The sequence below is a fragment of the Streptomyces sp. SID11385 genome, from assembly GCF_010548245.1.
Classification (GTDB): domain Bacteria; phylum Actinomycetota; class Actinomycetes; order Streptomycetales; family Streptomycetaceae; genus Streptomyces.
Genome location: NZ_JAAGLR010001021.1, coordinates 1 through 11,727, shown reverse-complemented (window position 1 = coordinate 11,727; position 11,727 = coordinate 1). Strand labels below are relative to the sequence as shown.

Here is an 11,727-nt window from a genome sequence, read left to right as displayed (position 1 = left end):
GCGGCCGGCTGCCAGGGCCGCGCCGGCTCCCGCCCCTCGGCCTTCCCCCCGTGCAGCACCACGACGGTGCACCGCCCGCCCCCGGGCGCGTCCCCGCCCCGCGCCGCCGCGCCGCGTACCGCTTCCCTGTCCGACACCTTCGTCCCCTTTCCGTCCGCCCGGACCCTACCGGGCTGATCCGTGGCCAAAGGTCCGGTGGACGGCTCGGGAGGGTCGTGCCCCGGCCCGCCGGGGCGAGCGGGGCCGCGCCCGGGACAACCCCCTAGCTGTCGTAGTCGACCGTCAGCTTCTCGGAGACGGGGAAGGTCTGGCAGGTCAGCACGTACCCGGCCGCGACTTCGTTCTCCTCCAGGGCGAAGTTGCGGCGCATGTCCGCCTCGCCCTCGGTGACGAGCGCGCGGCACGTGCCGCACACGCCGCCCTTGCACGCGAAGGGCAGGTCCGAGCGGGTGGCCTGGGCGCCGTCGAGGAGGGTGCGGTCGCGCGGCAGCGCGTCGGTCGTGGAGCGGCCGTCGAGGACGACGGTGACCTCGCTCGTGGGGCCGTCGGTGGTGGCGGCGCGGTCCGGGCGGACGGCCGGGGTGACGGGCTCGCCGTCGGCGAAGAACAGCTCCTGGTGCACGCGCGCCGCCGGGACGCCGAGTCCGTCGAGCACGTCGCGTGCGTCGGTGACCATGCCGTGCGGGCCGCACAGCCACCAGTGGTCGGCCGCCTCGACGTCCACGAGCGCGGCGACGAGGGCCGCGAGGCGTTCCGCGTCGAGCCGGCCACTGAGCAGCTCGGCCTCGCGCGGCTCGCGCGAGAGCACGTGCGCCAGCTCGAAGCGGGTCGGGTAGCGGTCCTTCAGGTCGGCCAGCTCGTCGGCGAACATCACGGTGCCCGAGCGCCGGTTCCCGTAGAAGAGCGTGACGCGCGAGTCCTCGTCCGCGCCGAGCACGGAAGCGGCGATGGAGAGCATCGGCGTGATCCCGGACCCCGCGGCGATGAGCACGTGGTGCCCAGGCGTCGTGAGGTCGGGCGTGAACACGCCGGTCGGGGACATGACCTCGACCTCGTCGCCCTCGCGCACCTCGTGGACGAGCCACGAGGAGAAGAGGCCGCCGGGGACCTCGCGCACCCCGATGCGGGGCGTGGTCCCGGCAGGCGAGCAGATCGAGTACGAGCGCCGCTCGTCGCCGCTCTCCACCGCGCGGCGCAGGGTCAGCGACTGGCCTGGACGGTGCGCGTACTGCTCGGCGAGTTCCTCGGGGATGTCGAAGCCGACCGCGACGGCGTCCTCGGACAGCCGCTCCACCCGGGCGACGCGGAGCGTGTGGAAGCTGGGACGGCGCCGTGCGGAGGGGCGCGCGCCCTCTACGGGGGTCGCGGTCATGTCGTACTCCTCAACATCTACCGACCGTTCGTTCGGGAGTAGATTTCCAAAGATTCCCACGGCGTGCAAGCCCCGGGCGGTGCGGTACGCGCCACTCGGCTCCGGGTGGCGGGGCGCGCCGCAGGAGATAAAACGCGCAAAAGGTGCTTACGGGGCATGCGGGGCGGGCATCCCGCACGCATGAGCACTTACGCGACTCCCGTGTCCAACACCGACGCCGATCCGAGCTTCACGACGGGCCTGGAACCGGGCGGCGGCGTGCCCCCGGGCGAGACCCCTCCCGCCGAGAGCAGTACGTCGGAGGCGGGCCCCTGGAAGGACCCCGCGCGCGGCTGGGCCGCCGCCCCGCTCATCGGGGTGGGGATACTCGTGCTGTTCTTCGCGGGGTTCTTCCTCGCGTACGCGGTGCTGATCTCGTGACCGAGCCGGTGCGTCCGGTCCCGTAGGCCGCCCGGAATCACTCCGACGGGTGGTTTGAGGGGCTTTCGGAAACGAGGGACGGTGCCCACCCGTCGTACGGAGCGGGAAGACCGTACGACCAGGGGGACACCGCATGACCCGCACCTTCACCCGCCCGCGCCCGCTCTGGCGCACCGCCCTCGCTCTCCTCGCGCTCACCGCGGGCGGACTGCTGGGCGCCGCGCCGGCCTTCGCGCAGAGCGCGGGCCCGCACTACCTGACCGCGGGCGAGCTGCCCCCGCACCCCTCCTCGCGCTGGTACGCGGGGCCGGTCACGGCCGGGCGCCCCGACCCGCTGCCCTTGTGCGGCGGCGAGACCCTGCCCTCGACCGCGAGCCACCGCACCTTCCGCACCGACGTCGACGCCCGCGCCCTCCAGGTCGTCGTCGTGGAGCGCGACGAGCGGCGTGCCGCCGACTACGCGGAACTGCTCCGCCGCAGCCTCGCGCGCTGCGCGGAGCACGCGGCCGAGGACCCCGACGTCACGGCGACGCGGAAGTCCTACGGAAGGCTCGACGTCGAGGAGGGCGCCCACGTCTACGGGCTGCACACGGTCACCCGCGGGGGCGCCTCCGACGTCTCGCTGTGGGCGGTGGGCCGCGACGGGCGCGCGGTCACACTCGTGCGGTGGGCCCAGCTCGGCGGCTTCGACTCCGCACCCGTCAAGGCGTTCCGGCGCACGACGGTGACGGCGGTGGACAAGCTGTACTGAGCCCGGGGGCTCCCGGCCGGGCGGGACACGACCGCGTACGTCTTCAGGCGGCCCGCGACCGCGCACGGCCACGCCCGCCGAACCGCTCCGCGAGCACCCCGAGCACCAAGGCGTTCACGAGGGCGCCGACGACGGGCCCGATCCAGAACAGCGCGGTCGGCAGCGCCGCGAAGGCCAGCGAGACGGGAGCCGTCGAGAAGAAGATCCACACACCCGCCATGCTCGCGTCGGCGTGCGCGACGAGGTAGTGGTCCGCGAGCACCCAGCAGACCACGGCGGCGACGAGCGCCAGGTAGGCGAGCGGCAGCGGGCGCAGGAGCAGCCGACGGGCGGTCGCGGCGAGGGAGCGCGGGGACGTGGTCATGAGCGTGGCCTTTCGGTGACCGGGGTGCCCGTACGGGACGGGGCCGTCCGCGCGGGACGGGCCGTCCGTACGGACGAGGTGACTCCTCAAGACTCGCCGCGCGCGCCGCCGCGCGCCTCCGTGGTCGTACTCAGCCCCGCCCTGGGTACCCATGTCGCACGCCTGAGTGATCATGGGTATCGTCCGCCGCGGACGGCCCCGTGAAGGGGGCCGCACGGCGGACGTGAGGGGTACGGGTGCGCGCGGAGCGGTGGAGCGAGGTGGTGACCCACCACGGCGAGGGCCCGGGCTGGGACCCGGCGGCGGACCGGCTGCGGATCGTCGACCTGACACGCGGCGACCTGCTCACCTTCGACGGCGCGGCGAGGCCCGAACGCCTCCACCTCGGCGATGTGCTCGCCGCGTGGCGCCCGCGCACGGGCGGCGGGATCGTCGCGGCCGTCGAGCGCGGCTTCACGTGCGTGGACCCGGACGGGACGGTGCGCCCCGGATCGGAGCTGTGGAGCGACCCGACGGTGCGGATGAACGACGGGGGCTGCGACCCGGCGGGCGGTTTTTACTGCGGCTCGATGGCCTACGACGGCAGGCGCGGCGCCGGCAGCGTGCACCGCCTCGCCCCGGACGGCACCACGAGCGTCGTGCACCGCGACGCCACGATCTCCAACGGCCTCGTCTGGGCCCCCGACGGCACCGAGGCCCACTACGCCGACACCGCTACGGGCACGGTCTTCCGCCTCCACCCCGACCCCATCACGGGCGACTTCGGCGCGCTGGAGCCGTGGGTGCGGATCGACCCCGCGGACGGCGGCCCCGACGGGATCACGCGCGACGCCGAGGGCGGCATCTGGATCGCCCTGTGGGGTGGGCACGCGGTCCGCCGCTACGCACCCGACGGGACGCTCGACGCCGTCGTCGACGTCGGCGCCCGCCAGGTCAGCGCCTGCGCCTTCGGCGGCCCCGGCTACCGCGAGCTGTACATCACCACCTCGCGCCAGGACCTCGCCCCGCACGAGGACCCCGACGCGGGCGCGGTCTTCCGCGCCGAGCCCGGCGTGCGCGGGCTGCCCCCGCTCCCGTACGCGGGCTGAGCGAGCTGCCGTCCGCTCCCGTAAACGCGGGCTGGGCGGCGCGGTGCGGCCCCGTACGGGCTGCCCTCACTCGACCCGTACCAGCGCCTCGGGCCCCACCGCGTGGTGCAGCGGCTCGCCCGCGAGGTATCGGGCGATCTCGGCGACCGTGCTCGCGCCGAGCGCGTGCCTGCCCTCGACGGTCGCCGCCGCCTGGTGTGGGGTCAGCAGGACGTTCGGCAGCGCGCGCAGCGGGTGGTCCACGGGCAGCGGCTCCGCGTCGTACACGTCGAGTGCCGCGTCCAGCCGCCCCGTGCGCACCTCGGCGAGCAGCGCCGCCTCGTCGACGAGCCACGAACGCGCGGTGTTGACGAGCCCCGCGCCGTCCGGGAGCAGGGCGAGTTCCCGCGCGCCGAGCAGGTGGCGCGTCTCGGGCACGGCGGGCGCGTGCAGCGCGAGGACGCGGCTCGTGCGCAGCACCTCGTCCAGCGGCGCGCGGCGCACGCCGAGCCGCTCCGCGTCCCGCGCGCCGAGGTACGGGTCGTGCACCGTCACCTCGGCGCCGAGCGCCCGTACGAGCGAGATGTAGGCCCGGCCCGTGCGCGAGGCCCCGACGACACCGACCTGGCAGCCGAGGATCTCGTGCCGCTCCGGCGCCCGCGAAGCCTCCTCCCACGGCGCCCCGGAGCGCAGCGCGTGGTCGAAGCGGTGCACGCGGTGCAGGAGGACGAGGGTGAAGGTGAGCGCGACCTCCGCGACGGGCCGCGCCATCGCGCCGCCCGCCTGCGTCACCTTCACCCCGCGCGCGAACACCTCGGGCCCCACGTACGGGCTCACCGCGCCGCCTGTGTGCGCGAGCAACCCCAAGTCGGGCGCGAGGGACAGTAGTTCGGCGTCGATCCTGGGGGTGCCCCAGGAGGTGACGAGGACGTGCGGGCGGGCCGCGCGCAAGGCGCGCGCGAGCTCCGTACGGTCCTGGTGCGCGTCCACGACGGTGGGCGCGGCGAGGGACGAGAGCCGGTCCCACGCCGCCGCCGTGAAGAACTGCGCGCGCAGCGCGGGCGGCACGGCGACGACGACGCGGGCCGGGCCGCCGTGACGGCCCCCCGCCGCGGACTCAGCGGAGCCAGTCATCGAGGTGCTCCGCGACGAAAGCGTCGTCCGTCAGCCACGGGTACGTCTTCACGACCCGCGCGATCTCCTCCGCCTGCCCCGGCGAGAGCCCCTCGTCGACGTCCAGGCACCACGTCCCGGCGAGCAGCCCCTGACGGCGCAGCACTTCGTGCACCCCGGCGATGCAGCCCCGGAAGTCGTAGCGCACGTCGAAGACGGCCGCGTTGGACTCCGTCACCTGCGGGCCGCGCGCGAGGAGCGCGGTGAGCAGCGCGTGGTCGCCCGCGCGGGCCCGCCGCACCTCGTGGAAGAGTCGCACGGCGGCGCGGGTCCACACCGCCCAGTGCCCGAGCAGCCCGCCCGCGAACCACCGCTCGCCCTCCGCCGTGCGGTACGGCGTCAGGAGGTCCTGCACGATGGCGTCGTCGTTGCCGGTGTAGAGCGCGACCTCGCCCGCGCGCCCCGAGGCGGCGACGGCGGCGATGACGTCGGCGGTGCGGTAGCGGTCGAAGGGCGCCGTCTTGATCGCGACGACGGACTCGATCTCGGCGAGCGCGCTCCAGTAGGCGGGGGACAGGCGCCGGCCGCCCACCGCCTCCTGGAGATAGAAGCCGATGACGGGCAGCACCTCACCCACGGCCCGCGTGCGCTCAAGGAGCCCCGCTTCATCGGCGCCGGGCACGAGCGGGCTCAACAGCACGGCGTCGTAACCGAGTTCGCGTGCCAGCTCCGCCTCGGCGACGGCTTGGCGGGTATAGCCGCAGGCGCCCGCGATCCGGACGAAGGGCGCCGTCGCCTCCTCGGGCGGGCGCAGACGCGCGGCCTCTTCGCGGACGACCTCGGAGGCGAGTTCGAGTACGGGACGCAGCAGGCCGATCGCGGGCTCGCGGATCGCGAACTGGGTGGTGTGCACTCCGACGGCGAGTCCGCCCGCTCCGGCGGCGAGGTAGTAGCGGGTCAGCGCGCGCTGCCGCCGCTCGTCGAGGCGGCGGTCGGCGTCGAGTGCGAGCGGGTGGGCGGGGACGACCGTGCCGGCGGCGAGCGTGTCGAGCGGGGAGGGCGGTGTGGGGGAGGGCGTTGCGGGCACCGGTGATCAGAACCTTCCGTCGCGGACCTGGAACTTGGTGGGCTTGCCCGAGAGCGGCAGCCCGCGCCGCAGCCACTCGGCCTGCCAGCCGACGAGGGTGCGCAGCGGCACGCCCGGGTAGCCGAACAACTCGTGGCACCGCGAGGCGTCCGAGAGCAGCGCCGTGCCGGACTCCGTACCGGTGTACGCGGCTTCGGTCCCGAACGCGGCGGCGAACAGCGCGGCGATACGGCGCACCGAGGCGGTCTCGGGGCCCGTGAGGTTGAGCGTGAAGGGTTCGCGCGCGGCGTGCGCGAGGGAACGCAGGGCGACCTCGTTCGCGTAGCCCTGCCACACCACGTTGACGTGTCCCGTCGTCACGTCCACCGGGCTGCCCGCGCGTACCGCCGCGGCGATGTCGGCGAGGACCCCGTACCGCAGGTCGACGGCGTAGTTCAGCCGGATCAGCGCGAGCCGCAGCCCGTGCTCGTGGGCGTGGTGCGTGAAGACGCGTTCGCGGCCCAGGCACGACATCGCGTACTCGCCGACCGGGCCCACCGGGTCGCTCTCGACGCTGCCCGCCGAGGCGGTGGGGACGAGCGGGTAGACGTTCCCGGTGGAGAAGGCGCTGATCCGCGCGGCGGCGTAGCGGCGCGCGATCCGGTCGGGGAGCGCGGCGTTGACGGCCCACGCGTGGTCGGGCCGCCCGGCCGAGCCGAACTTGGCGCCGACCATGAAGACGACGTTCCCGGCGTCGGGGAGGTCGGCGGGGTCGCCGGCCATGAGGTCGAAGGCGACGGGCCGGACGTTCTCGGCGGCGAGCGCGTCGGCCGCGGCGCGGTCGCTCCACCGCGAGACGGCGTGCACGGTGACGTCCGCGCGTCCGGCGGCGTCGAGCGCGCGGCGGGCGAGCCGGGCGAGGCTGGGGCCCATCTTGCCGCCCGCGCCGAGCAGGACGAGATCGCCCTCCAGACCGGCGAGATCGGCGACGAGGCCGGGCGAGGGGGTGGCGAGGAGGTCTTCGAGACCCTTCTCGTCCCCGGGGAAGGCGCTGGGCAGGGTGGAGTCGGGGGACATGGGGGTGCGGGTCATCCCTTCACGGCCGAACCGGTGACGCCCTCGGTGAAGTACCGCTGGCCCACCAGGTAGGCGCTGAAGATCGGAACGAATGCGACGACGGAACCGGCGAGTACCTGGTTGAGCGGCACCTGTTGCTGCTGGAGCGAGGCGATGCCCACGGTGAGCGTGCGCATGTCCGTGGACTGGCCGATGATGAGCGGCCACAGGAAGTCGTTCCAGTGCCACAGGAAGACGAAGGTGCCGAGCGTCGCGAGGATGGGTTTGAGGAGCGGCAGCACGATCCGGAAGAAGATCTGGAGCTCCGAGCAGCCGTCGAGCCGGGCCGCCTCGAACAGCTCGTCGGGCAGCCCCATGATGAACTGCCGCATGAGGAAGACGGCTTGGGCGTTGGCGAGGGTCGGCAGGATGAGACCCCAGTAGGTGTCCACGCCGCCGAGCTTCGCGATGAGGATGAAGGTCGGGATCATCGTGACGTGGTACGGGACCATCACCATCGACAGGAACGACCAGAACATCGTCTCGCGCCCCGGGAAGCGCTTCTTCGCGAAGGCGTACCCGGCGAGCGCCGAGAGCACGAGCACCCCGACGACCGAGACGACGGAGTACACGAGGGTGTTGAGCAGCCAGCGCGGTACGTCCTGCGAGCCGAGCACGTCCCCGTACGCGCCGCCGTGCAGCGGCCACGGGGCGAGGCTGCCGGGCAGGTCGACGGCCCCCTCGGGCTTCAGCGAGAGCACGACCATCGCGTAGAACGGGAAGACGGTCACGAGCGCGGCGACGACGAGCAGCACCCCGCGCAGCACCTTGCCCCGGGGGCGCATGCGCAGTGCGGCGGGCAGCGTCTCGTGCGGTTTCGGCTCGCGCGGGCGGGGGGCGCGCCTTCCCGCGGTGGTCCCGGCGGGCTCTTGGGCGGACTCCTCGGCGGTACGGGGCAGTGCGGCGGTGTCGCTCATCGTCAGCTCTCCTTTCCGATGACCAGCCGCTGGACGGCCGCGACCACGAGGGTCAGGACGAACAGGACGCAGCCGATCGCGCTGGCGTAGCCGAGGTCGAAGTACTTGAAGCCGGCGTCGTAGAGCTGGAAGACCAGGCTGTAGCTCGCGTTCGCCGGGCCGCCGCCGGTCATCATGTAGACCGCGTCGAAGACCTGGAAGCTCGCGGTGGTCTCGATGACCGCGAGGAAGAAGAACGAGCCCTTGAGCTGCGGCGCGACGATGTACCGGAACCGCTTCCAGGGCCCGGCCCCGTCCATGAGGGCCGCCTCCTCCAGTTCGCGCGGCACCTCCTGGAGCCGCGCGAGGAGGATGAGCATCCCGTACCCGCAGCGCGACCAGACGCCGACGATGGCGAGCGCGGGCAGGACGAGCGCGGAGTCCGCCAGCCAGGACTGGTCGGGCAGGCCGATGAGGCCCATGACCTTCGACCAGGGGCCGTCCGAGGAGAAGATCCACATAAAGACCGTCGAGGCGAGGATGAGGCTCGTGACGACCGGCAGGAAGAAGACGGAGCGGAAGAGCTTGGAGCCGCGGAAGGCGCGGCGGGTCAGGAGCGCGAGGCCGAGCGAGGCGGCGATCGTGACCGGCACCGCCATGACCGTGTAGACGACGGTGACCTTGAGGGCCGACCAGAAGAGCGGGTCGTGCACGAGCCGGTCGAAGTTGTCGAGCCCGGTGAAGTGCGTGTCCTGGCCGAGGGTGTAGTCGGTGAAGCCGAGCAGCAGGCCCGCGATGCCGGGGCCGAAGCGGAAGGCGAGGAAGAGGAGGAGCGCGGGCAGGACGAAGAGCAGACCGATCCTGGCCTCGCGCCGGGCGTGCGGCCCGCGCCGGGGCCTGCCGGTGGGGTGAGGGCGTTCCGCGAGAGCGGACACGGGACCTCCTTCGGGGTGGTGCGGACGCCGCGCGGGGCGGCGCGAGGGGTGAGGGGAAGGGCGGTGCGGGCGGGGGCCGTACGGGCGAGGGAGCGGGCCGTGCGGGAGGCGGCCGTACGGCGTGGCGGGCCGTACGGCCGCGCGGGACCCGTGGAACGCCCGCCCCCGCCTCGCTCAGCGCTTGCGCGCGATGACCTGGTCCGCGGCCTTCGCCGCCGCGTCGAGCGCGTCCTTCGGGCTCTTCTTGCCGAGCAGCGCGGCCTGGATCTCCGGGGCGAGCGAGCCCATGACGTCGCGCGCGGCGGTCGCGAGCGGGCCGACCTTCGTGGTGTCGAGCGCCTTCGCGGTCTCCTGCTGGCGCGCGTCACCGGGGTAGAGGTTGCTCGCGTCCTCGCGGGTGGGGAAGTAGCCGCCGGGCTTCTGGAGCCCCGCGCTGTTCTTCGCTTGGCTCACGAAGCTCACCCACTTCCCCGCGGCCTTCGTGTCCCCGCCCTTGAAGACCGCGAGGGTGCCCACGGTGCCGTACGCGGCGCTCGTGTCGGCGCTCAGCGGCTGCCGCACGACGATGTTGTCCTCGCCCCAGAAGGGCGCGACCTCGGCGGCGGTGTTCTGCCACGTGCACGCGACCTTGTTCTTCGCGAGGTCCGTCTGCTCCATCTTCGGCGTCGAGGTGACGAGGTCCTTCGGCGTCCACCCCTTCTCCACGTACGTGCGCAGCCAGCTCAGCGCCTTGATACCGGCCGCGCTGTTGAAGGCGACGCTCTTGTTGTCCTTCGCGAAGACGTCCCCGCCCGCCTGCCAGAGCAGCGGGTAGAAGGTCATGTTGAGCGTCGCGGTCGTGTCGCCGCTGTAGCTCGTCGCGTAGTAGCCCTTCGCCTTGAGCTTCGGCGCGAGCGCGTCGAGGTCGTCCCACGTGCTCGGGTACTGGTCCGCGAGCCCGGCGGCCTCGAAGACCTTCTTGTCGCACAGCAGCGGGTACGCGGACATGAGGACCGGCGTCGCGAGGGCCTTGCCGTCCACGGTCACGGCCTCGCGCGCCGCCGGGCGCAGCGCCTTCGTGTCGGCGGCGGGCAGGTACTCGTCGGCCGGCACCAGGTTGCGCTGGTAGGCGGCGAGCTGATCGGGGATGAGGTAGGCGACGTCGGGGCCCTTGTTCGCGGAGAGCGCGGTGGCGAGGGAGGTGTCGCGGTTGGCCCACGGGTAGGTGGAGACCTTGACGTCGATGTCGGGGTTCTTCTTCTCGAACTCCTTCACCAGGCCGTCCCAGTACGCCTTGTTGGCCTTCTCGTCGGTGATGACGGGGTAGACCCAGGCGTTGACACTGCCCTTGCCCGAGCCGCCGCTGCCCGAACCGCAGGCGGCGGTCGCGGCGAGGGTCGTGAGGGCGAGGGCGGTACAGGCGAGGCTGCGGCGGATTCTCATGGTGGTGTTCTCCAGGCGGTACGGGGGAGGGGGCGGCGTTCGGCGGTGCGGGGCGCGGGGGGTGTTCAGCGTGCGGGGACCTGCTCGACGGTCCCCAGGTGGCGGGAGCGCTCCGCGGCGAAGGCCGCGAGGTGCGAGCCGAGCGAGTCGAGGGGGCCGGAGCGGATGCGGGAGAGGTCGCCGGTGGCGAGCGCGTCGACGAAGGAGGCGATGAGGACGGTGTCGCCGCCGCCGTGCCCCTCGGCGGCGTTCGAGCCGGTCGCCTCCGTCTCGTGGACGGTGACGGTGTCGTCGCGGAAGTCGTGCACGGTGACGCGCTCGCCGTCGCCGCGCAGCCAGCCGTGGCTCCCGAAGATCCGGGTCTGGCGGTGCGTCTGCTCGGTGAAGGCGCTCATCGTGAACGTCCCGGTGATCCCGCCGGACAGCCGCATCGCCACGACCTGGTTGTCGACCACGTCGTTGTCCGCGTGGTAGACGCACCGCCCGTACGGGCCCGAGCGCAGCGCCTCGGTGAGGACCGCTTCGTCCTCGGGTCCGTGCGCGCGGTCGGTGACGTGGCTGACGGGCCAGGCGCCGCCGGTCCTGCGCAGCGCCGGGTAGTAGAGCTTGCGCGCCGAGTACGGGCACGCCGACTCGACCTCGCCGGGGCAGGCGAGGCACGTCGTCGCCGCGTTCGCGGGGGCGTTCTCGGGGCGGAAGTGGGCGAGCGAGCCGAAGCTCGCGACGGTCTCGATGCGGCGCCCCGTCACGTACGCGAGCCAGTCGAGGTCGTGGCTCGACTTGGCGAGGATCATCGGCGAGGACGCGGCCTCGCTGTGCCAGGGGCCGCGCACGTAGCTGTGCGCGTAGTGCCACCAGCCGACCGGCTCCAGGTGCTCGACCCCGGTGACCGTACCGAGCACCCCGCTGTCGACGACGCCCTTCACGAGGTCGGTGTACGGCGTGTACCGCAGGACGTGGCACACGGCGAAGGGCACCCCGGCCTCCACGACCCCTTCGACGAGGCGGCGGGTCTCCTCCTCGCCCGGCGCGAGCGGCTTCTCGGTGAGCAGCGCGTACCCGGCGCGGGCGAGCGCGAGGACGGGTTCGACGTGCTCCCTGTCCTGCGTGCACACGAGCACCGCGTCCGCGATCCGCTCCCCGCCGGGGCCCGGCAGCAGGCCCCGCCAGTCGTCGAACTCCGCGACGGGCCCCGCCGCGCCCGC

12 protein-coding genes are annotated in these 11,727 nt (G+C 73.7%); 3 read left to right on the top strand and 9 right to left on the bottom strand.

Annotation, left to right across the window (positions count from 1 at the left end):
- Positions 1-262: 262 nt before the first annotated feature.
- On the bottom strand, positions 263-1,372 hold the full coding sequence (paaE, locus tag G3I42_RS31410; protein ID WP_164291086.1) for a 1,2-phenylacetyl-CoA epoxidase subunit PaaE: 1,110 nt from the start codon (positions 1,370-1,372) through the stop codon (positions 263-265).
- A 180-nt stretch (positions 1,373-1,552) separates the two neighbouring features.
- Here paaE and G3I42_RS31405 point away from each other — a divergent pair, with 180 nt between their 5' ends.
- Complete coding sequence (locus G3I42_RS31405) at positions 1,553-1,792, top strand: DUF6480 family protein (RefSeq protein WP_239096799.1); 240 nt, start codon at positions 1,553-1,555, stop codon at positions 1,790-1,792.
- A gap of 133 nt (positions 1,793-1,925) precedes the next feature.
- A complete protein-coding gene (locus G3I42_RS31400; protein WP_164291085.1) occupies positions 1,926-2,543 on the top strand; it encodes a hypothetical protein in 618 nt (205 codons plus the stop codon).
- Positions 2,544-2,586: 43 nt separating this feature from the next.
- Here G3I42_RS31400 and G3I42_RS31395 read toward each other — a convergent pair whose 3' ends face one another.
- Positions 2,587-2,907: a hypothetical protein gene (locus G3I42_RS31395; RefSeq protein ID WP_164291084.1), complete on the bottom strand. Its 321-nt coding sequence runs from the start codon at positions 2,905-2,907 to the stop codon at positions 2,587-2,589.
- Positions 2,908-3,143: 236 nt separating this feature from the next.
- On the opposite strand from G3I42_RS31395, the gene G3I42_RS31390 reads away from it, so the two are divergent.
- Positions 3,144-3,995: an SMP-30/gluconolactonase/LRE family protein gene (locus G3I42_RS31390; RefSeq protein ID WP_164291083.1), complete on the top strand. Its 852-nt coding sequence runs from the start codon at positions 3,144-3,146 to the stop codon at positions 3,993-3,995.
- 66 nt (positions 3,996-4,061) lie between these two features.
- Here the strand turns inward: G3I42_RS31390 and G3I42_RS31385 are convergent, their stop codons facing one another.
- From G3I42_RS31385 to G3I42_RS31355, 7 genes are all read right to left on the bottom strand, one after another.
- On the bottom strand, positions 4,062-5,108 hold the full coding sequence (locus G3I42_RS31385; protein ID WP_164291082.1) for a hydroxyacid dehydrogenase: 1,047 nt from the start codon (positions 5,106-5,108) through the stop codon (positions 4,062-4,064).
- Entirely contained in the window at positions 5,092-6,174 is a 1,083-nt protein-coding gene (locus G3I42_RS31380; RefSeq protein ID WP_164291081.1) for a dihydrodipicolinate synthase family protein, read from the bottom strand. Before G3I42_RS31380 ends, G3I42_RS31385 begins: the two co-directional genes overlap by 17 nt.
- 6 nt (positions 6,175-6,180) lie before the next feature.
- Positions 6,181-7,245 carry an NAD-dependent epimerase/dehydratase family protein gene (locus G3I42_RS31375; RefSeq protein WP_203607601.1) on the bottom strand — a complete coding sequence of 355 codons (1,065 nt, stop codon included), beginning with the start codon at positions 7,243-7,245 and terminating at the stop codon, positions 6,181-6,183.
- Positions 7,242-8,186 carry a carbohydrate ABC transporter permease gene (locus G3I42_RS31370; protein ID WP_164291080.1) on the bottom strand — a complete coding sequence of 315 codons (945 nt, stop codon included), beginning with the start codon at positions 8,184-8,186 and terminating at the stop codon, positions 7,242-7,244. Before G3I42_RS31370 ends, G3I42_RS31375 begins: the two co-directional genes overlap by 4 nt.
- A gap of 2 nt (positions 8,187-8,188) precedes the next feature.
- Entirely contained in the window at positions 8,189-9,100 is a 912-nt protein-coding gene (locus G3I42_RS31365) for a sugar ABC transporter permease (protein ID WP_164291079.1), read from the bottom strand.
- Between the two features lie 174 nt (positions 9,101-9,274).
- Complete coding sequence (locus G3I42_RS31360; RefSeq protein WP_164291078.1) at positions 9,275-10,522, bottom strand: extracellular solute-binding protein; 1,248 nt, start codon at positions 10,520-10,522, stop codon at positions 9,275-9,277.
- 65 nt (positions 10,523-10,587) lie between these two features.
- Positions 10,588-11,727, bottom strand: a 1,140-nt coding sequence (locus tag G3I42_RS31355) for a Gfo/Idh/MocA family oxidoreductase (RefSeq protein ID WP_164291077.1), incomplete at its 5' end; no start/stop codon positions are given.